This is a genomic window from Niastella vici (assembly GCF_002077945.1).
Classification (GTDB): Bacteria; Bacteroidota; Bacteroidia; order Chitinophagales; family Chitinophagaceae; genus Niastella; species Niastella vici.
Map to the genome: position 1 here is coordinate 298,841 of NZ_LVYD01000002.1, position 21,557 is coordinate 320,397.

15 protein-coding genes are annotated in these 21,557 nt (G+C 46.9%); 6 read left to right on the forward strand and 9 right to left on the reverse strand.

The window, feature by feature from the left end; all coding sequences use genetic code 11:
* Positions 1-72 precede the first annotated feature (72 nt).
* Genes A3860_RS04600 through A3860_RS04610 form a run of 3 tightly spaced genes read right to left on the reverse strand, consistent with a single transcriptional unit; the run spans position 73 to position 2,835 of the window.
* Entirely contained in the window at positions 73-1,221 is a 1,149-nt protein-coding gene (locus A3860_RS04600; RefSeq protein ID WP_081145376.1) for a CaiB/BaiF CoA transferase family protein, read from the reverse strand.
* Positions 1,218-2,384, reverse strand: a complete 1,167-nt coding sequence (locus A3860_RS04605; protein WP_081145377.1) for an ABC transporter substrate-binding protein — start codon at positions 2,382-2,384, stop codon at positions 1,218-1,220. The genes A3860_RS04600 and A3860_RS04605 overlap by 4 nt, the downstream gene beginning before the upstream one ends.
* Before the next feature lie 7 nt (positions 2,385-2,391).
* The gene (locus A3860_RS04610; RefSeq protein ID WP_081145378.1) at positions 2,392-2,835 is read right to left on the reverse strand and encodes a MaoC family dehydratase; all 444 of its coding nucleotides are present in this window, start codon (positions 2,833-2,835) and stop codon (positions 2,392-2,394) included.
* Between the two features lie 788 nt (positions 2,836-3,623).
* Here A3860_RS04610 and A3860_RS04620 point away from each other — a divergent pair.
* Complete coding sequence (locus tag A3860_RS04620) at positions 3,624-4,682, forward strand: phosphotransferase enzyme family protein (protein WP_081145380.1); 1,059 nt, start codon at positions 3,624-3,626, stop codon at positions 4,680-4,682.
* A gap of 2 nt (positions 4,683-4,684) precedes the next feature.
* On the forward strand, positions 4,685-5,989 hold the full coding sequence (locus A3860_RS04625) for a sugar MFS transporter (RefSeq protein WP_081145381.1): 1,305 nt from the start codon (positions 4,685-4,687) through the stop codon (positions 5,987-5,989).
* 78 nt (positions 5,990-6,067) lie between these two features.
* Here the strand turns inward: A3860_RS04625 and A3860_RS04630 are convergent, their stop codons facing one another.
* The 3 genes from A3860_RS04630 to A3860_RS04640 form a co-directional block, all read right to left on the reverse strand.
* Positions 6,068-8,470, reverse strand: coding sequence for a TonB-dependent receptor (locus A3860_RS04630; RefSeq protein ID WP_216823376.1), 2,403 nt, complete (start codon positions 8,468-8,470; stop codon positions 6,068-6,070).
* Positions 8,471-8,594: 124 nt separating this feature from the next.
* A complete protein-coding gene (locus A3860_RS04635; RefSeq protein WP_081145382.1) occupies positions 8,595-9,314 on the reverse strand; it encodes a LytR/AlgR family response regulator transcription factor in 720 nt (239 codons plus the stop codon).
* Entirely contained in the window at positions 9,307-10,308 is a 1,002-nt protein-coding gene (locus A3860_RS04640) for a sensor histidine kinase (protein WP_081145383.1), read from the reverse strand. Before A3860_RS04640 ends, A3860_RS04635 begins: the two co-directional genes overlap by 8 nt.
* A 676-nt stretch (positions 10,309-10,984) precedes the next feature.
* Here A3860_RS04640 and A3860_RS04645 point away from each other — a divergent pair.
* From A3860_RS04645 to A3860_RS04660, 4 genes are all read left to right on the forward strand, one after another.
* Positions 10,985-12,688, forward strand: a complete 1,704-nt coding sequence (locus tag A3860_RS04645) for a ribulokinase (protein ID WP_081145384.1) — start codon at positions 10,985-10,987, stop codon at positions 12,686-12,688.
* 73 nt (positions 12,689-12,761) lie between these two features.
* Positions 12,762-13,460 carry an L-ribulose-5-phosphate 4-epimerase gene (locus A3860_RS04650; protein WP_081145385.1) on the forward strand — a complete coding sequence of 233 codons (699 nt, stop codon included), beginning with the start codon at positions 12,762-12,764 and terminating at the stop codon, positions 13,458-13,460.
* A gap of 179 nt (positions 13,461-13,639) precedes the next feature.
* A complete protein-coding gene (gene araA, locus A3860_RS04655; RefSeq protein WP_081145386.1) occupies positions 13,640-15,139 on the forward strand; it encodes an L-arabinose isomerase in 1,500 nt (499 codons plus the stop codon).
* Between the two features lie 128 nt (positions 15,140-15,267).
* Entirely contained in the window at positions 15,268-17,016 is a 1,749-nt protein-coding gene (locus A3860_RS04660; protein ID WP_081145387.1) for a sodium:solute symporter family transporter, read from the forward strand.
* Positions 17,017-17,092: 76 nt separating this feature from the next.
* Here A3860_RS04660 and A3860_RS04665 read toward each other — a convergent pair whose 3' ends face one another.
* The 3 genes from A3860_RS04665 to A3860_RS04675 all read right to left on the reverse strand — a co-directional run bounded on the left by A3860_RS04665 (position 17,093) and on the right by A3860_RS04675 (position 21,503).
* The gene (locus A3860_RS04665; RefSeq protein WP_081145388.1) at positions 17,093-17,590 is read right to left on the reverse strand and encodes a MauE/DoxX family redox-associated membrane protein; all 498 of its coding nucleotides are present in this window, start codon (positions 17,588-17,590) and stop codon (positions 17,093-17,095) included.
* A 338-nt stretch (positions 17,591-17,928) separates the two neighbouring features.
* A complete protein-coding gene (locus A3860_RS04670) occupies positions 17,929-20,370 on the reverse strand; it encodes a glycoside hydrolase family 31 protein (RefSeq protein WP_081145389.1) in 2,442 nt (813 codons plus the stop codon).
* Between the two features lie 14 nt (positions 20,371-20,384).
* Positions 20,385-21,503, reverse strand: a complete 1,119-nt coding sequence (locus tag A3860_RS04675; protein ID WP_143773940.1) for a glycoside hydrolase family 88/105 protein — start codon at positions 21,501-21,503, stop codon at positions 20,385-20,387.
* Between the last annotated feature and the right edge of the window lie 54 nt (positions 21,504-21,557).

The following is a 21,557-nucleotide window of genomic DNA, read 5'->3' on the forward strand; positions in this document are numbered from 1 at the left end:
TATTATCGGGTTTTCCGATTTTTTTACCAGGTAACCGGAAACTGGTAACCGGCAACCTGACCGATTCACCCCTCACCCATTTCCAATCAATTCTTCATTTATCTTCTCCGTATGCTCACCCAACTGCGGGGCCGGTTTGGGCGAATAAATGCGCTCCCCGTTTATGCGTATGGGGCACCGGGTGGTGGTAATATTTTTTCCCTGCGTTGTGGTGATCGTTTGCTCCATTTGCAAACATTTGTAGGCTTCCAGTTTGGTGAGGCGTTCCCAATCGAGCACTTCCATGGCCCACAGGTCTTTTGCATGCAGCTTTTCGAGCCAGTAAGCTGAGGGCTGCATTAACAGGTGTTTGGCCAGAACCGATTTTATTTCATCACGTAAACTGAAAGCAACCTGCTGATCATAGGCCATGAGGTCGTTGCAATCAATGGCTTTTGCCAGTTGTTTGATGTCGACCATGGCAATGGCAATATATCCGTTGGCGGTGGCATAGATCCCGTAAGGGGCATGTAACAACGGGTGTCCGTTATTTACTTTGCTGCGTTTGGGCAGCTTGCCGCTGCTGTGATAAGTAGTTAATAATTCAAATTGAAAATCGAGTAAGGATTCAAGGAGGCTCACTTCTATTAAAGCACCGGCGCCTGTCTTTTGCCTTCTTATAAGGGCGCCCAAAATGCCCTGCACCAGTTGCGAACCGCAGAGGTTATCGGCAATGGCGAGGCCAAAAGGCATGGGATTGTCTTTGGCATTACCGGTAGTATACGCAAGACCACTCATTGACTGCAAGAGCAGGTCCTGACCTGGCCGGTTCTTCCAGGGGCCTTCTGTACCGTACCCGCTGATAGCGCCATATATAATACGTGAATTGATCTTTATTACTTCTGAATACCCCAGGCCTACTTTTTCCATGATACCGGGCCTGAAGTTATGGGTTAGCACATCGGCTTTTTCAATCAGTTGCTTTACCTGTGCCAGATCGTCGGAGTTCTTGAGATCGGCAGTATAACTTTCTTTATTTCGGTTGATGGTATGAAACAACATGGAGCTGTCATCGGTCCACAGGTCCTTGATCGACAAGCGGCGGCCGGCATCCCCGGTTTGCGGACGCTCCACCTTTATGACGCGCGCACCCAGATCGGCCAACCGCAATCCCGCGGATGGGCCCGATAAATACTGGCTGAATTCAAGCACCAGCAATCCCTGCAGTGGCAATCGACTCATATTGACAAGCTCATTTTTTCGCCTACCAGGCTTTGTTGATAAATACGGTCTATTTCTTTTAGTACCATCTCCGGGTTTCCACCCTGTAATAAATATTGTTGAACCGGATCACCGGCCTGGTCCTGAAAATGTAAGTACCCATTGTAACGTGGACGCATGTACCCGTTCTTCATAACCGGTAATACCGTATGAAAAAAGCTGTTGGTGAGCACATTGGCCAGGTTATTCGTCCAGGCCGCCAGGTGTCCCGGCTGCCCGCCATGCTGTACGTAAAAAGTGCTTTGGCATTCCTCGCTGCAAACCCAGGCCGCAAAATCAACCGCTTCCTGTTTATGTTTGGTGAACGAAGAAACAGCCAACCCCGTACCTCCTATTGTACTGCGTAAACGTTTTTTACCAAACCAAACCAGGTTGGCATAGGTAAGCGGGTGCTTCGCATACCCCACCCGGGCATAATTTGAGTAGCAATAGGCAAAGGGGCAATACCAGTAATCGTTGGTGGTTGACATAATTTCAGCCACTTGTATTGGATTACAGGAAAAGAATTTTTTATCGATCAACGAATACAGCTCGCGCATTGCCTGCAGGGCCTGTACTCCAATTTCTTTACTCACCACCTGTTCGGTTGTTCTGAACGGTTCTTCACCCAGGGCAATGCAGAACATGTAAAAATTCATGAGTGTGTCGATGGGAATGGCGGGGATAGCCACTTTGCCGGCTTTTGCCAGTTCCATCAATTTCTCCCAGGTATCGGGCACCTTCACACTGTTTTGTTGTAACAGGTCGGCACGATAGCTGGCAGCAGGGGTTGCTGCATCGATGGCCAGGGCCCACTGGTGGTTATCGTAATAATAGCTTGGATGCGACGCTCCTACTGAATTGCCTGACTGATTTTGCAAATATGCGGCAGGCAGGTATTCATCTAACGGCAACACGCTGTTGGTGGCAGCAGCGCAGCCCACCCAGGGATGATCGATGATGAGCAGATCATACTCATTCACCAGTTTCTCCAACGGAAAATCGGCAAACTCCTGTAAGGTCCTTTTCTTCCACTGTATTGTCACTTTCGGATTCAACTCGGAATAGCGTTGTGCAGCCGCCAGCAATGGCGTAATGCCTCTGCTGTGGCCCCAGGTAATTCCTTTCAAAACAATTTCAGACATATCTTTCCTAACTTTCTTTTTTATGCACTAACAATACATGTTCGCAGATCATTACCAATTCACCGCTCTGGTTAAACACTTCTACCAGTTCGGTGACCAGGCCATACCCTGGCTTTTTATGTTCTTTTTTATCGGAAATAGTGACGGTTGCTTTAATAGTATCACCAATAAAAACAGGTTTTATAAAACGGAGCCGGTCGTAGCCATAGGTCATGGATACTTCATTGATGACGTGTGCGGTTAACCCTATGGCAATGGTAAAAATGAGTGTACCGTGGGCAATGCGTTTTTTAAAGGGTTGGGTTTTGCACCATTCCTCATCCATATGATGGGGAAAAAAATCGCCCGACTGACCTGCATGCATAACAATATCGGTTTCGGTGACGGTGCGGCCGCCGGTTGACCGTTTCTCATTCAGTTCAAATTCTTCAAAATATTTAGTTATACCCATACAGGTTATAGAGATTAACTAATAGTAATCTTGATTTGGTTAAAATTAATTCAGGATGATGACCGGCACAATGCCTTTAAAATTATATAGCCCAGGCGGCAGGTTGAATTGGCTGATGCGGGTTCCGCGTAAACGCGGGACTGATGTGGAAAATGAATGCATTTTTTTCATAAGCGCAACAATTTTCAATCGTGAACAGGTGTCAGGCGTTACAACCAGCAAAACAATCAGATGCCTGTTAAGAACTGGGTTTTATCACATTCGGAGTTGATGGAAAGACGTGCCACGTCACAGTTGAGACAGTCGCTTTTGAGAGCTTCAGGTAATTTCTAACTGGCCTTTATTGTCGTTTGTTGAAACAAAAACAATGCTGGCACAACGTGGCACGCCTCGTCCTTGCTGCTTTTGCTAAATAACCAACACTGAACGCTTTAAAGTGGAAAGCTACACATTTTGGCCAGGGGCTCCAATGTCAGGTTTAACTGAAATGATGGAATATATTACTAAATATTAATTGCTCACACGTAACAGGTAAAGCACTTTGACGGAAAAGCCCTTCATATATTACTATATCTGTTTGCCAGTTACCAGGTACAGGTTTCCTGGCAAAAATTCGGCGATACCGCCTATTCGCAGTTTGATGGAAATTCAAGTACCGGCAACTGGAAACCGGTAACTGGTAACTTAAAATGGCACAACCGTTTGCGTGTTCCTTTTCCATTCTAACTATGTAAGTTTGAGCAGGATGTCCCAAAAATTTGGGATCTCTACGATTCAATAAACTATCCATGTTCAGTAATATTTTAACCCATTTTGCACTTAACCCTTCTCATTATTCCGTACATCCATTTGGCAGCGGCCTCATCAACCATACCTGGAAGATAAGCTCGCCCGATGGCCAGCCCTGCTTTATTCTGCAGCAGATAAATTCCGCCGTTTTCAGGGACCCCGAAGCTATTGCCGCCAACATCAGCAACCTGGGCACCTATTTACAGCATAATTGTCCAGACTACCTTTTTGCAGGCGCCCTCCCCAATGCCAGCGGCTCGTATTTATATATGGATGAGAAAAAGCAGTACTTCCGCCTTTTCCCATTTATTCCCCGGTCGCATTCCATCGACATGGTGAATACCCCCGAGCAGGCTTTTGAAGCGGCCAAACAGTTTGCCCGCTTTACCAACCTGTTGCGTGGTTTTGACACCAGTAAGCTGCAGATCACCATTCCGCAGTTCCATGATCTGTCGCTGCGGTACCAGCAGTTCACCGAAGCATTGGCGAAAGGCAACAAAAAACGCATTCAGGAATCCACAGAACTGATCGACTATCTACAACAACAGCAACACCTGGTTAAAACCTTTGAATACATAAAAAATAATCCGGGATTCAGGCTGCGGGTCATTCATCACGACACCAAGATCAGCAATGTGCTTTTCGATGATAATAACAAAGGCTTATGTGTTATTGACCTCGATACGGTAATGCCGGGCTATTTCATCAGCGATGTGGGCGATATGATGCGCACTTATTTATCACCGGTGAGCGAAGAAGAAAAGGACCTTCAACAAATTACGGTACGCGACGATTTCTTTACCGCCATTGCCTGTGGTTATATGGGCGAACTAAACAATGAATTAACTACTGCCGAAAAACAGCATTTTGTATATGCCGGGGCCTTCATGATCTATATGCAGGCATTGCGTTTTTTAACCGATCATTTAAATGATGACGTATATTACGGCGCCCGGTACGAAGGCCATAATTTTATGCGGGCTCAGAACCAGGCTGTACTTTTACAAAAGTATAATGCAAAAGAGAGTTTGTTCAACAAAATCATTTCAATAATTTAAACATGACTACTGCTAAAACGCTGGACATTCTGGATGGTGCTGTACCAAAACAACGCAACAACACAACGGCCATTTTCATTATTGGCTTTTTGTTCTTCATTTTCGGGTTTGTTACCTGGTTAAATGGCAGCCTGATACAATTTTTAAAACTGGTATGCCAGCTGAAAACCGATGTGCAGGCATTTTTTGTGACCTTTGCTTTTTATATGGCCTATTTCTTTCTGGCCATACCCTCTTCCCTTATTTTAAAGCGCACCGGTTTTAAAAAGGGAATGGCATTGGGCTTACTGGTAATGGCCATTGGTTCCATCATCTTTATTCCTGCGGCCAAAGAAAGAAGCTTCGGACTGTTCCTTACCGGTTTATTTATTCAGGGTATGGGGCTGGCCTTACTGCAAACAGCTTCGAACCCCTATATCAGCATTATAGGCCCCATTGAAAGTGCGGCCCAGCGTATCAGCATCATGGGCATTTGTAATAAAATAGCCGGTATTACCAGTCCGTTGATCTTAAGTGCCGTTTTATTAAGCAATGCGTCAGCTATTGAAAAAAAGATTGAAGCCACTACCGATACGACGGCGAAGGAAGAATTATTGAATGCCTTATCGGGCCGGGTGGTAACGCCCTATATTATTCTGGCAATAGTGCTGGCCATCCTCGCCTTTATGTTACTGAAGTCGCCCCTGCCCGAGCCGGAGCTCGAAAAAGAAGAACCAGGCGCGGCGCAAAATACGCTTGTCAGCAAAACAAGCATCTGGCAATTTCCGCACCTGCTGCTGGGCGCCCTGTGCATTTTTTTATATGTTGGGGTTGAAGTGATGGCGGGTGACGCAATTGGCGTTTATGGCAAAAGCATGGGCATGCCGCTGGATGAAACCAAGTACTTTACCACATTTACGCTTATAGCCATGCTCATGGGTTATGTGGTGGGTATATTCACCATTCCGAAATTCATTTCACAACAAACAGCGCTGAGATCATCGGCCATACTGGGTATCTTATTTTCCTTTGCTGCTTTTGTTACGCACGGCTATACAGCGATCACCTTTATTGCGTTATTAGGACTGGCCAATGCGCTTATGTGGCCCGCTATTTGGCCCCTGGCTATTGACAAGCTGGGTAAATTCACTAAAACCGGTTCGGCCTTGCTGGTAATGGGTATTGCCGGCGGCGCCATTGTGCCGTTACTATATGGCATGCTTAAAGATAAAATTGCTAACCACCAGGCCTTCTTTATTTGCATGCTGCCCTGTTATTTGTACATTTTGTATTATGCGATGAAAGGTCATAAGGCTGGAAGGAAATAAAGAAATTTATATCAATAGAACGAGCCGCATCCATTACATGCGGCTCGTTTGTTTTTATGATCCACTCCATTCCCCTGCTCACCACTGGATCTTATACATAATATCGGGGAAGAACCCGATCTGATATACGGTTCCCACCTGTTTTTGCACCTGGTTGTACCGCCGTACAAATACATTATCGCGGTTGGTCACATTCTGCAGATCGAGATACAGGGTTTGTGACAAACGCCGCCTGCTGCCGTTCAACCGGAAACCAAAACGTGTATCGAGACGGAAATAGGAAGGGAACTGCTCTGCATTGTAGCGGCTTTCATCCAACTTTTCAGAACCGGCGATCTCGGAAGCCCGGAGGTCGACCGGGGTATAATACCGGCCGCCTGAATAAGCCATCTTAACATCTACTGTAAACACATTGCGGCCGCTGCTGCCCAGCTTCCATTCTTTACCTGCCAGCACATTCAATACACTGTGGTTATTGAAGGTTGAATTGCGTTCAATGCCATCGCTGCCTTTGTATTTTGAATCAAACAAAGAAGCCGTGGTAAGCAGGTAATACCCCCTGCTGAAAAATTTTTCAACGGTGAGCTCAAACCCGGTGTTTGTACCGGTTCCCTTATTTACCAGTGCTGCTTTTTCAGGGAAAGTATAATCGGCCCCACTGTTCAGGATCGAAAACCCGCTGGCCGTTCTTTCAACTGGTGCATCAAAAATATACTGGTAATATGCTTCTGCTTTCAGGCGCCAGTCTTTGGCAAAGGCCCAGTCGTACCCAAGAATATAATGATGGGCTTTGGTGAAACCCAGGTCGCGGTTGCTTTGATCGTAGGCGCCATTGGCCAGTTTTTGCTGGTACAGGTATACCGGCGCCGGCTGCAGCTGGCTATGCAAACCATAACTAATGGTGAGGGTTTTTGTATTATCCATTGCGTAGCTTATCGAGGCTCTTGGCTCAACAGCTGCCTTTTGGTTAAAGTTATAATACATGCCGTGCACCCCGGCATTTAGCGACAGCTTTTCTGTAAAGCGGTATTTGCCCTGCACGTAAGGTTGCAGCAGCCAGGAACTGCCATTATAATCGCGAATGGTTTCCCACCCCGGCCGGCTCTCGCGGGTTTCGAGATACGTATCGAGCCCATTTTGCTCAGCCAAAAACCCACCCCTTATAGCAAACCGGGTATTTATTTTTGAATTGAGGTAGGTAGAAAAACGCAAGCCGGTATTTTCCGTTTCCTGCCTGGTGATGTATTGCCGCCCGGGCAATGAATCATAATATTTGTAGATATCGCCTTTATTGCTGGTATACGAATAAGATACTACAGAACGGATATATGTGTTGCGGCCCACATCTATGGTATGTTTTATACCTACAATGCCTATACGGGACTTGAAATAGGTATCTTCATCTTTATTGGCAAACAGATCGGCAGAATCGAGATCGGCGCCAATAAAATCAATATTACTGGTTCCGCCCATTCCAAAAATGCCAAACTTACCCAGTTTTGAATTGGCGAAATTGAGATTGAAAACAAGGTCCTGGTATTTGGGAACGGCTTCGGTACCAAATTTCAGCCCAATGCCCTGTGCCAGTTGCGCAAAGGAATAACGATAGCCAATAAGGAAAGAAGAACCATTTTTCTTTTTGCTCAGGGGGCCTTCAATCATGGCTTCGAGCCCACTGAACAGGTTCAGCTGCAGCGTTTTTTCCACTTTATCTTTATTACCCGCCCGTAACGACAGATCGAATACCGCGCCGCTGGCATTGCCATATTCGGCCGGAAAAGCACCGGTATAAAAATCAGAGTTCTTTAACGCATTTGTATTGAGCGCGCTTACGGGGCCACCCGTAGTACCCAATGTAGTAAAGTGATTGGGGTTGGGAATGGGAATACCTTCCATACGCCACAACACGGCGGTTGGGGAATTACCACGCACCACAATATCGTTGCGGGAATCGTTGGTAGATGATACCCCGGCAAAATTACTGGCCAGCCGGGCCGGGTCGTTACGGCCACCGGCATACCGCGTTACTTCATCCATACTGAACGAGCGGGCGCTGCTGCCGGCAAATTCATTCAGTGCCATGCCTTTTCGGGCCCGCGGCGCCGTCACACTCACTTCTTTCAATGAGTGGATCGATTCTTCCAACGACACATCAAGAATAACCTGCTTACCAATGGTCACCAGCACTTCTGGTATGGAAACCGGTTTATAACCAATGGAGGTAAACGAAATACGCTGGCGGCCAACCGGTACATTTACCAGTTTATAGCTGCCTGTTGAATCGGTGGTAACGCCGATTGACAGGCCGGTCACCGTTACACTGACACCGGCGAGGGGTTTTTCCGAAGCTTTGTCAATTACAGTGCCTTTCACCGTTTGTGTTATTTGTTGCGCCTGCAAATGATGGGTGGCAAAAGCGCCTGCAACCAGCCAGGCGGTCAGGAATAGTTTACGAAACAGGGAAGACATTTTCAATAGCATAAGTAGGTGGTTACTTTATGCCCCAAAATTGGTTGATGCGGTATACCTGAAAAAACGAAGTAGGCCAGCGCGGGTATTATTTCGACATGATGGTTAAATGTGTAGATGAGTTGGCCTGGCTATTTTACAATTTTGGGCCAATAGCTTTCAATAATTCTTCCTTGTAAAAATCACTGATAGGTATAATATGATTACCAATATACACCCGGTTCTTGCGAATGGAAGATATTTTGTCGATGGCCACCATAAAAGATTTGTGGATCCTTACAAAACGGGCGGGCGGCAGCTTATCGGCCAGGGATTTCATGGGTAATTTGGTCATCACCGGTTTGTCGGTCTGCAGCAAATAGATCTTGATATAATCACGCAGCGATTCAATATGGGTGATCTCCTGTACCGCGATCTTTACCAGGCTGTATTCAACATTTACAAAAAAGTAATCATTGTTGCTTTGTGCTACGGCCGCAGTTGGTGCGCCCTGTTTTTTCAGGGCACAGAAATCAGCGGCCTTATTCACCGCCCGTAAAAACCGCTCAAAGTTGACCGGCTTCACCAGGTAATCGACCACATCCAACTCAAACCCTTCGAGGGCATATTTTTTAAATGCCGTAATAAAGATCACTACCGGTTTATAAGGAAGTGACTGCAAAAATTGGGTCCCGGTAACACCTGGCATCTGGATATCGAGAAAAATAAGGTCAACCGGTTCGCGCCGCAACACATCCATGGCCTCGTAAGCGTTCCTGCAACGCTGTACCAGGTGCAGGAAGGGAATGCGTTTGATATTATCTTCCAGCAGATCGAGCGATAGTACTTCATCATCAACAGCCAGACACTTAATCATGCGTTACAATTTTAAGGGAGGCGTGAAACCATTGTCCGCTCTTTTGTGCGAACAACTGGTGTTTGTCCGGGTACAGGATCTTTAACCGCCGTTCGAGGTTGGTTAACCCAATGCCTTTTGTTTTGTCGGCCACCTGCGCCGTATAAGCAATGGTTTTATTGGAAACCGTTAACGATACTTCTTTTTCTGTTGCAGCCAATTTGATGTTGATCTCCGGTTCTTCGGCCACATTCACCCCATGCTTAAACGCATTTTCAATCAGCGGTATCAGCAGCATGGGCTCAATGATATGGGAATAGTTTCCCGGCTGTACCATGAACAGGATCTTTACCGAATCGCCAAACCGCATGGTTTGCAGATCGATATAGCTGCGAATATATTCCACCTCCTTATGCAGGCTCACTTTTTCTTCGTCAGAATCGTACAGCATATAATGCATCAGGTTGCTCATCTTTAGCAGGGCAGGCTCTAACTGGTCGGATCTTTTTCGCGCAAGTGATACCATGCTGTTGAGGGCGTTGAACATAAAATGCGGACTTACCTGTGAGCGCAAAAACGACAGCTCCATCGTGAGCGTTTCCTGTTGCAATCGCTCGTTTTTAATGACATCCATAATAAACCGGTAACTGGTGGCGGTACCCATTACAAACAGTCCGATAAAGATCTTCACCACAATACCGGCATAGATGGCATAGGCCGGCATTTCGCCCGAAACCACCATAATACAACCGGGCACCAGGGAAAACAAAATGCTGATGCCCAATACTGTTAAAATGTAGGTAGCGATGCGCTTTTTTAACAATAAACGTGGATACAACACATATGCATTAAAAAAGAAACCGGCAGTTTGCAGGGCTGTAAAAACGATGGTATGCCATTGCAGATAATTGGGATTGGCCGAATCCTTCATGGGCATTATAAAAATTGGCACTACTATGATCAAAGCAGTGCACAAAATATGCAGGAGTATATTTACCAGTTTTCTTGACGACATGCATTAAATGAAAGTACGAATGTAATTTTTTTACGAGTAACTGGTAGTTGCGAATGACATCCGGCCGGTTTTGGACGGCGAGTGGCTGGTTTTTGGAGATGAGGGCGAGCTGAGTTTGTTAGTTTTGAGATTAAAAGTTATTTAGTTGCCGGTTACCCGGTTACAAGGAGTTCAGGTTCGGTGTGGCGGGTTTAAGCGGGCGCCTTACTACACCCTGGCCATCGGTTGCCGGCTCAAAAGCTGGGGAGAACGTGTTCGCGAAACCAGCCTCATGACAAGATAAGCCACTGGCCGTTCAACCTGGCCGGGAGGGGACCGTTTCATTCGCCAATTGCCAGACCGTTTTCAGGCAGCCCACTCAATTTTAACTCAAAAACTAACAAACTCAATAACTTAGGAACTCCTGATTTAGCCATATCTTTGCCCCCCAGACGCCTTTTGGCCACATGATACCTCCCGGCAATCGCTCAATCATTAGTTTTTTTACCGCTTCCTACAGGTTTACCCCGATATTTCCCTACCGTTGGTAGATGTAATTTTTGTGGATTCACACTTTAAGTGTTACTTTGACACGAAATAGGACCCCAGGGCGGTCCACGTCGGATCATTGAATGACGAAACCCCGCTCTTTGTCCTAATCGGGTTACCAATAAAAACACGTGTTTTAGTTGCCGATATGAAAAAAGAAAATTATGTAATAGGTGTTGACTACGGTACAGATTCCGTTAGGTCAATCATCGCCAACGCTGCCAATGGGCAGGAAGTTGCCTCCGCAGTCTTTTATTATCCCCGCTGGAAAGAAGGTTTGTATTGTGACCCTGGGACCAACCGGTTCAGGCAACATCCGCTTGATTACCTGGAAGGCCTGGAACAAACCATAGTTCGGTGCTTACAACAGGCAGGCCCAGCCATTGCAGCCAACATCAGGGCAATTTCAGTTGATACAACAGGTTCTACTCCCGTTGCAGTAGACGAAACAGGCACCCCGCTCGCCCTGTTGCCGAAATTCGAAAAAAATCCCAACGCCATGTTTGTGCTGTGGAAAGACCACACTTCTGTTCCGGAAGCAGCCGAGATCAATACACACGCAGAAAAGTACGACACCAACTACCTGCAATACGTAGGCGGTATTTACTCTTCTGAATGGTTCTGGGCAAAATTGCTGCACGTACTGCGTGAAGACGCGGCTGTGCGCGAAGCCTGCTATTCCTGGGTTGAACATTGCGACTGGATACCCTTTGTTTTAACCGGTGGTAACAAAGCTGCCGAGATGAAACGGGGCGTTTGCTCGGCCGGTCACAAAGCGCTGTGGGCTGCAGAATTCGGCGGCTTACCGCCCGATTCCTTCTTCACTGAACTCGATCCCCTGTTAAAAGGCTTTACAAAAAAATTATTCACCAATACATATACAGCCGATAAAGCAGCCGGTACACTTGGTGCAGCATGGGCTGCCAAACTGGGCCTTTCAACCGACGTGGTTATCGGTGTGGGCGCTTTTGACGCGCATATGGGCGCCGTGGGCGGACAAATAGAACCCTACCACTTAAGTAAAGTAATGGGTACCTCTACCTGCGACATGCTGGTAGCTCCCCTGAATGAAGTAGATGGTAAACTGGTGAAAGGTATTTGCGGACAGGTTCCCGGCTCGGTGATCCCAGGTATGATGGGACTGGAGGCCGGTCAAAGTGCATTTGGCGACGCCTATGCCTGGTTCAAAAAAGTATTGACCTGGCCCATGCAACAGGTACTGGCCCAAACTACACTCGTAAATAGCGAAACAGCTAAAGCCCTCATTGAAGAAACAGCAGATAAACTGATCCCCGAACTCAGCAAACAGGCAGCATTGATACAGATCGATGAGAACAGCGAACTGGCAGTTGACTGGTTCAATGGCCGCCGCACACCCGATGCCAGCCAGGAACTCAAAGGAGCGTTGACCGGGCTGAACCTCGGCAGCGATGCACCGCGCATGTTCCGCGCTATTGTAGAAGCTACCTGCTTTGGCGCCAAAGCCATTGTTGACCGCTTCAACAACGAAGGCGTTCCCGTAAAAGGCCTGATCGGACTGGGTGGCGTTGCCAAAAAATCACCGTTCATTATGCAAATGATGGCCGATGTTATGAATATGCCCATCCGCATTCATAAATCAGAACAAACCTGCGCCCTTGGCGCCGCCATGTTTGCCGCCACCGCCGCGGGTATTTATGAAAAAGTGGAAGATGCCATGAATGCCATGGGTCAGGGTTTTGACGCCACTTACTATCCCGACAAAACAAAAGTAGCGCTGTACCAACAACGCTATAAGAAATACCACAACCTTGGTGGATTTATTGAGAATTCAATCAAGCATAAAGAAAAAGAAAAAGCATTCTCAAACTAATAGACAGTTACCAGTTACCTGGTTACCAATTCCCGGGAACTGGTAACCGGCAACTGGCAAACTAATTACTATCATGAGCAAGTATCAAGATATTCAACAGGCATGTTACAAAGCCAACATGCAACTTCCTGAATTGAACCTGGTTTTATTCACTTTTGGTAATGTAAGTGTAGCCGACAGAAGTAAGGGCGTTTTTGCTATTAAACCCAGCGGCGTTCCCTACAAGGACCTCACACCTGAAAAAATGGTGATCGTTGATTTCGATGGCACAATCATCAGCGGCGACCTGCGCCCTTCGAGCGATACCAAAACACACGCTGTATTATATAAGGAATGGGAAAAAATAGGGGCTATTGTACATACGCACAGCACCTATGCCACCGCCTGGGCACAAGCGCAGCGCGATATTCCCATCTTCGGCACCACCCACGCCGATCATAATACCGTAGATATTCCCTGCGCGCCGCCAATGAGTGACGAAATGATCAGGGGGAATTATGAATACGAGACCGGTTACCAGATCATCAATTGCTTTAATGAAAGGAAACTCTCGTACGAAGAGGTGGAAATGATACTGGTAGGTAACCATGCCCCCTTTGCCTGGGGAAAGAATGGCGACAAAGCAGTATATAACGCAGCAGTGCTCGAAGAAGTGGCCCGGATGGCTTACCTCACCGAACAGATCAATGCGAAAGCACCCAGACTGCAGGAATCACTGATCAACAAGCACTGGCAGCGCAAGCATGGTAAGGATGCCTACTACGGACAGTAGATAGTCGAGAATTGCCGATTGCCGGCTGATCGTTTTTTCCGCCGCGGCGGACCTTTCACGAAAACTGATATACAAAGCAAAAACAACCATTTAAATAAAAGTCCCCGTCACAGGTGATCTCAACACGCTCTATAAAACACTCTTGATTGCCATTGACGATTGACGTAAATAATCCCTTTATGGAAGATTTGAAAAAACTCGAAGTCTGGTTTGTAACAGGAAGTCAGCACCTGTATGGCGAAGAAACCCTGAAACAGGTGGCCGATCATTCAACACAGATCGCACGATCGCTTGATAAAGATCCTGCCATTCCTGTACGGGTAGTTTTTAAACCAGTAGTAAAAACACCGGAAGAAATTTATCATACCTGCGTTGAAGCCAATACAACCCCTACCTGTATTGGTATCATCGCCTGGATGCACACCTTCTCCCCTGCCAAAATGTGGATCGGCGGGTTGAAAATATTGCAAAAACCTTTGTTACACCTGCATACCCAGTTCAACCGCGATATTCCCTGGAGCAGCATCGATATGGACTTCATGAACCTGAACCAAAGCGCCCATGGCGACCGCGAATTTGGTTTCATGGTAAGCCGGATGCGCTTGAACAGAAAAGTAGTGGTTGGCCACTGGCAGGAAGCTACCGTGGTAAAAAGCGTTGAGGTTTGGATGCGCGCAGCTGCCGGCTGGAACGACTGGCAAAACGCCCGCTTCTGCCGTTTTGGTGATAACATGCGGCAGGTAGCGGTTACAGAAGGCGATAAAGTGGAAGCTGAACTGAAATTTGGTTATTCTGTAAATGGTTATGGCATCGGCGACCTGGTAAAAATCATCAATGATGTACCCGACAGCGCCATTACCCAAACCGTAGCTGAATACGAAGAAGTATATACCGTACAGGCTCCGCTGCGTAAAGGTGGCGCCCGCCATGCTGAGTTGCGTGAAGCAGCTAAGATCGAGAACGGGATGCGCAACTTTTTGAAAGCTGGTAATTTCAAAGGTTTCACCGACACGTTTGAAGACCTGCACGGTATGGTGCAATTACCCGGTATCGCTTCGCAACGCCTGATGGCGGAAGGATACGGTTTTGGCGGTGAAGGCGACTGGAAAACAGCAGCCCTGGTGCGCGCCATGAAAGTAATGGCCACCGGTTTAAAAGGCGGTAACTCTTTCATGGAAGACTATACTTATCATTTTGACCCCAACAACCAGCTGGTACTGGGTTCACATATGCTCGAGATCTGCCCGTCAATCGCCAACGACAAACCCAGCGTGGAGATCCATGCTTTGGGAATAGGCGGAAAATCGGACCCCGTTCGCCTGGTATTCAACTCGGCTTCGGGCCCCGCATTGAACGCTTCTATCGTTGATATGGGTAACCGTTTCAGGTTGATCGTAAATGAAGTGGTAGCGGTTGATCCTATCGAGAGCCTGCCGAAATTACCGGTAGCCCGTGTGCTGTGGAAACCCTACCCTGATATGAAAACAGGTTGCGCAGCCTGGATCCTGGCTGGCGGCGCCCACCATACAGGTTATAGCCAGAACCTGACAGCCGAACATATGGAAGATTTTGCTGAAATGGCCAACGTAGAGTACGTATTGATCGGCAAAAACAGCAATCTGTACGATCTTAAGAATCAATTAAGATGGAATGATCTGTATTATCGCCATTCTATTTAAAAAATATTCATCATATTGCAGCCTCAATTGCGAAAACTTCACCAAAATGGTGAAGTTTTCGCAAATACCAGCTAAAAAAGCCGTCTAAACAACCAACATTCATATTTTTAAAACTTTTGCAGCCCACTATGAACACGCTTTCTTCCATTGACTATGTGATTTTTGTTCTTTATTTCATAATGGTGGCCAGTTACGGCTATTATGTTTACAGAAAAAGAAAGACCCAGGAACATGATTCCAAGGCATTCTTCCTGGCCGAAGGTTCGTTGACATGGTGGGCTATTGGCGCATCGCTGATCGCTTCCAACATTTCTGCCGAACAGTTCATTGGGATGAGTGGAGAGGGGTTCTTTGTAGGAACTGCCGTAGCAGCTTACGAATGGATCGCTGCCATTGCCCTCATCATCATTGCCATCTGGTTTATGCCGGTGTATTTGAAGAACCACATTTACACCATGCCACAGTTCCTGAAAACACGTTACAACGATACTGTGGCATTGATCATGGCCATTTTCTGGTTATTCCTCTACATTCTCGTTAACCTTACTTCCATCCTTTACCTCGGCGCTACCGCCATCACCGGTTTGGTGGGCGATGCGACGGCAGGTACCCCGGAATTCCAAAATATTTTACACCTTATTATGATCGGACTGGCGGTTTTTGCGCTGGTGATCACCCTGGGGGGTATGAAAGTGATCGGGTATACCGACGTAATTCAGGTTGCCGTACTGATCATTGGAGGTTTGGCCACTACTTACCTCGCATTAACCGTGGTAGCTGAAAACTTCGGCCTGGGCAAAAGCGCCCTCGCTGGTTTCAAAGCGCTGATGAATGATTCGCCGGAGCATTTCAAAATGATATTGCCCAAACCGGCCTCCACCACATCGACCATAAATGATGCGCATAACCTCGATATTCAAAAGTATGTGGTGTTACCTGGTATCGCCATGTATTTCGCCGGCCAGTGGATCGTGAACCTCAACTACTGGGGTTGCAACCAGTACATCACGCAACGTGCATTGGGCGCCGATCTGAAAACAGCCCGTACAGGTCTCATTTTCGCCGGTATGCTGAAATTAATGATGCCGGTGATCGTAATGCTGCCTGGTATCGCCGCTTATGTATTGCACAAACACAATGCCCTGCCTAATTTCAATGGCGTAAAAGACGGCGCTTATTCTGCGGTACTTGGCTTTTTGCCAACCGGTTTGAAAGGCCTGTCAATCGCTGCGTTAACAGCCGCCATCGTTGCCTCCCTGGCTGGTAAACTGAACAGTATCTCTACCATCTTCACACTGGATATTTATAAAAAGTATTTCGGTAAAGAAGCTGATGAAAAGAAACTGGTGATCTTTGGCCGCTATACAGTATTAGCCGCCATCATTCTGGCCATCCTCTTTACCTGGAACGACCTGCTGGGTATTGGCGGTGAAGGTGGTTTTACCTTCATTCAGAAATATACCGGTTTCATTAGCCCGGGTGTATTTGCGATGTTCCTGCTGGGTATGTTCTGGAAACGTACAACCGGTACCGCTGCCATTGTAGGTGTGGTGCTGGGTTTTGTACTCGCCATCTTCTTCAACAACTATGCGGTAGGCCTTTTCGGTAAAGACACGCTGATGTATACAGCCTACACGTATCAGAAAATGGAGAAAGGCCAGTTACTGACCATTACTGAAATTCCCTTCCTTATTAACATGGGTTGGTCGTTCGTAATTACAGTAGCTGCCATGGTTGGTATCAGCCTTGCCGGTCCCAAAGTAAATCCGAAAGCATTCATACACGATAAAAGCATGTTGAAACTTGAACCACGCACCATTGCATTGATCGTAATTACATTAATGTTACTGACTGCCCTGTACGTTAAGTTCTGGTAGTTTCACTACGGTAATGATAAAATAAAAGAGCGTCCCGGTTTAACCAGGGCGCTCTTCTTGTTTTAACGGTTTACTATTAATTCCGGGAGTTCACCAGGGAGGTATCAATATGTTCGTAATAAGGTTTTACGATTTGAGGAGCGCCCAACTTTGGAAGCGGCTCTTCTACCAACTGCCCCGACAATACCACCCCTACCCCGGTAACAAAAACAGCCGCCAGCGTTAATGCAATGTGCATCTTCAGCGATAACGACTGAAATGGTTCCCCGCAATTACAGATACTGTGAAAACGGGTCTCGAGCATGCAGACTAAATAAAGCGTGTACAAACCAAGCAAAAAAAGCGAAGCAAATAACCCTTTCAGGCGGGTAAAAGGCAACAACAATAATACGGCTAATATCAATTCTGTAACCGGTATAAACCAGGCATGAGAAGACAGTACAGACAGGTCAACAGGAAAGCTTTGCAGCTGCAAACTGAATTTCGGATAATGTTCCAGTTTGTCAACAGCAGCTATTGCAAACAACACCGCAAGGGCTATTGCAATCAGTTTTACGAGGGCTTTAGTGTTCATAGGGCCTGGATAAGGTGTTAAGTCAGGGTAAAAATAGAATTACAGTATGTATGTAAACGTTAGGATGTAAAAATATTGTAATAAAAATTTAAAAATCTTGCAGCCAGCCTTATTTATTTTCAGATTGTTGATCCGGATCAACTCAAATGCAAAATCACGGCTATCCAAAACCGCATATATCGTTTTGTTTTAATACAAAAATAAAACCGGGCTACACCTCCTTTCGCGAACCTGTTCACTATACTGCAAAAACAAGACCTGTCTGGTACACAGCCACTCGCAGCCTTTGCTAAATGTTGTTGTGCACCCGACAGGTCGTTCCTGGCCCTGACTGAAAATTAGTCTACCGTTATTGTTATATCGTTTTGATTATCACCAACCGTCCTGATATACACCACCTGCTTTACCGCATCGTAATACCAGCCGGTTTTACTATCCAACGCATTGCCGGTGTCCACCTTTTGTACCGGTTTGTTGTTTTCGGTAACATGGGCAGGCGCCCGGTCAGTATGTAATTTTACCAACCAGCCATGTGCGGGGGAAGTAAATTTACCAACGGGTTTATTCATGACAATTATATACCCGTTATTGTTGGGTTTGCCCGAAATTTTTGTAGTGGCATATTCGCCCTGCTGGTAACCGAGGTTTTTACCATCATCTTCATACAGCTCAAATTCGGTTGTAGCGCCGGGATATACATCCAGCGTCATTTCCTTCACCAGCTTCTCCCCTACATAGTTCATAACCGGTTGCGAGGGAATAATACTTCCGGCTTTTACAAACAATGGTAAGGAATCCAGCGGGGTTACTACATTCCAGTAACGGCCACCGGCAATCGGTTTTCCCGTCCAAAAGTTATACCAGTCGCCTTTTGGCAAATAAAGCGTCCTTGTTTGGGCGCCCTTGGTGGTAACCGGGCAAACCAGCAGGTTGCCGCCCAGCATATACTGGTCGGTGATATTATATACATTTTCGTCGTGCTGGTTATTCAGCACCAGGGCACGCATCAACGGCATACCCGTTTGGTAATTTTCATAAGCGCTGCTGTACAGGTAGGGCATTAAAGAATATCGCAGCGAATCGTACTTTTTAAAATTACGCAAGGCATCGGGTCCATAGTTCCAGGGCTCTTTATAACCGGGATGGTCCATACCAAACACCATGGCCACCGGGCTCAACATGCCAAACTGCACCCACCGGATGTATAATTCAGGATCGGCCTCATGTTCAAACCCACCCATACAATGCGACCAGTACCCCACACCTGATAGACCGATATTTAAACCGGCCGTGATCACCGGCTGAAAATACTGCCACTCACTGGGCCAGTCACCCGCAAATATGAACGGATAGCGCTGAATGCCGGCATAGCCTTCGCGCGTATGGTTCAACCCACGGATACCATTGTATTGCTGAAACTTTTCAAAAGGCGCTTTTGCATACGCAACGGGAAATACATTGTGCAGCGCAGGGATCTCTTTACCCTGCGGGCCAACCTTATCGCTTTCGTTGGCCAGGGCGCCAAAAGCGCTGCCTTCATCGGTCTTCAGGAATCTGGCGCCCACAGAGGCCACCCGCATAACCCCATGCTGCCACCACCAGTTCACGGCGTTGGAGTCGAAGAAGTTCACGAATTCGCCGGCATAATTGCCTTCGGGGTAGGTGTATTTCAATTTTTGCGCAGTATCTAATAACAGCAGCCGGTTGCCATTGTCGAAACGGGGGCGCAAATGCAAACCCACCATACCGAAATGCATGGCATACAAACTATCGAACATGGCGGCAGGATCTTTGAAGGTTTCGCGCCATTCAAAGGAGGTAGCGCCTTTGCCACCCGTTTTTCCAAAGATGCGCCAGGTACTATCGAGCCACAACAGATCGGCGGGAATACCCATTTCGCGCAGCTTGCGGGCCAGCTCAATCACGTATTTATCGGAAGTATTTTGTTCATAACCCCAGGTGCCACCCGAATAGGTACCCACATGCAGCCCCAATGCAAATTTTGGCAACAGCGGCGAGCGGCCGGTTAGCGAAGTGTATTGCATCAACAAACCGGGAAATGTGGGCCCGTACATGAAGTAATAATCCAGCTCGCCACCCTCGGCGCTAAAGCGGTAAGCAGTGGCGTCTTTTTCGCCCATATCCCAGGTAGTGGGAAATGCATTATGAAAGAAGATGCCATACCCTTTGGTGCTCATAAAGAACGGGATGGGGCAGTAACTTGCTTCCAGTACATTATAGGCGCCAACCGCATGCGGCAGGCCTTTACCCCGGCCAACATTCAGCGTTACTTTCTTTTGGCGGCGGTCGAGGAAATCCATGCGCTCGCCAAAACCAAAGAAATGTTCATCGGCGGCCAGCTTTTTTACGCACCCGACAGTGTCTGCATTTTTATACAGGCTGTTATCAGCGCTTAACAATTCTCCTTTTGCATTGTACACTTCAATGCGGAAAGGCGCCTGCTGCACCTTTACGCTTAATTGCGAAGTGGTCAATGAAAAATAACCGGCGGTCTTTTGCGTGGTAACGGCTACCGGCTGAAAATTATATTGCTTCACCATCCAGGGTTCGTTGGCTTCGAAACCGCCCGACCAGCTTGTTCGTACCCTGAACATCGAAGGCGTGCAAAACTCAATGATCGTTTTGCAATTGGTATTGGTGAAGAAGAAGCGGTTCCCCTCCTGTTTAAAGCCCGACTGATAATTGCCCGCATTTTGTTGTGCTGAAACTATCAATGTAAGCATTATCCCGGTCAACAACAGCAACGGTCTCCTGATCATGCTAGTCACAATTATTAATTTTTCAATTTATACATTTCACTACCGGCCAGTAAAAAACAGCCCAGTCCATAATCTTCAAAATCGGGAATATGGTCCCAGGTCACGGGCTGGCCGTCTTTGGGTTCCTTGCCGGTTCCCTGTACATAACCCAGCATGCCATTGGGGTGAATACAATCTTTCACCATGGCATTCCAGGCTTTCAGCATAATGGGTTTATAGGTTGCTTTATTGATAAGCTTGTTGTTGATGCCCCAGGCCATGCCATAAACGAACAAAGCGGTTCCGCTCAATTCCTTTCCGCCATAATCGGTTGAATCGGCAAGGCTCACATTCCAGAAACCATCGGCGCGCTGCAGCGGTACCAGGGCCTTCAGCATGTCTTTATAATCCTGCATGTACTCATTATAGTGAGGATCGGTTTTTGGCAGCATTTGCATGGTGCGTACCAATGCGGCCACCACCCAGCCATTGCCGCGGCTCCAGTAACAATTTTTACCATTGGGTTCTTTATACGGCGGGTCGAAATCCTTGTCGCGCCACCACATCTTTTCGGCAGGATTGTACAAGCCATTATCGCCATGTTTGGTTTTGGTGAAAGTATACATCTCGTACATGCGGTTAAAATAGCTGGTATCTTTATATACTACTCCCAGCCGAACAAATACCGGCATGCCCATTTGCAGGGCATCTATCCAGCTCCAGTCATCTATTTTTGGCGTAGACTTCATGAGGTCGACAGACGCTTTTATATCTTTAATGCGTTCTTCTTTTTTATCGAGCAGGTACAGGTCAATATAGGTTTGACCGCAGCACTGGTTATCGGCATTGCGGGTTTGAATACCATCGCGCAGGCCCCAGTTGTGTTTGGTGCCCCAGTCGATTGCATAATCAAGGTATTCTTTCTTTTTATCAACGGCGTACAGGGCCATCAGGCCTTCATAATATACGGCGCGGGTCCAGATGTTACTTGGCCGCTCCCTGTTGGTAACAATGCTTTTACCGGCATCGGGCCATTTTTGCATGAAGTAAGCATTGGTCAAACGCATCGCATTCAACACCTCTTTTTTTGAAGGGGCTTTTTGCGCCTGCACCGCAGTGGTCATTAACAATACAGCAGCTAATAAAAATTTCATTCTATAAAGCATAATTACCTGATTATTGTGTGTTACTATTCAAAGTCATTAAGC